Here is a 296-nt window from a genome sequence, read left to right as displayed (position 1 = left end):
GACATCTCAAAGAGAAATTGACTACAACAAATTTAGTGATGAAGTTCAATTTTACTATAACAGATCTAAGGGGCGTTATGGTGCTATTAAGATACAGCGAGATCTTGAAGAGGCTGGTATCCCATGTTCTGTCAAAAGAGTGCAAAGACATATGGCTAAGCTAGGTCTTCGCAGTGTTGTAGTACGCAAATATAAGTATCAAAATAATCAGGGTAAGGTTCCTGATGATAAGGAAAACATACTAAATCGTGATTTTAATGCTACAACAATAAATCAAAAATGGGTTACTGACATAA

General features: G+C 35.1%; 1 protein-coding gene. It reads left to right on the top strand.

The features are described from left to right. Positions 1 to 296, top strand: a 296-nt coding sequence (locus BN3456_RS00030; RefSeq protein ID WP_141654460.1) for an IS3 family transposase, incomplete at both ends; no start/stop codon positions are given.

It is taken from the genome of Clostridium sp. C105KSO13 (assembly GCF_001517425.1).
Lineage (GTDB): Bacteria > Bacillota > Clostridia > Lachnospirales > Lachnospiraceae > Muricomes.
The sequence above is the reverse complement of the archived record's forward strand: the minus strand, read 5'-3'. Positions and strand labels throughout refer to the sequence as shown.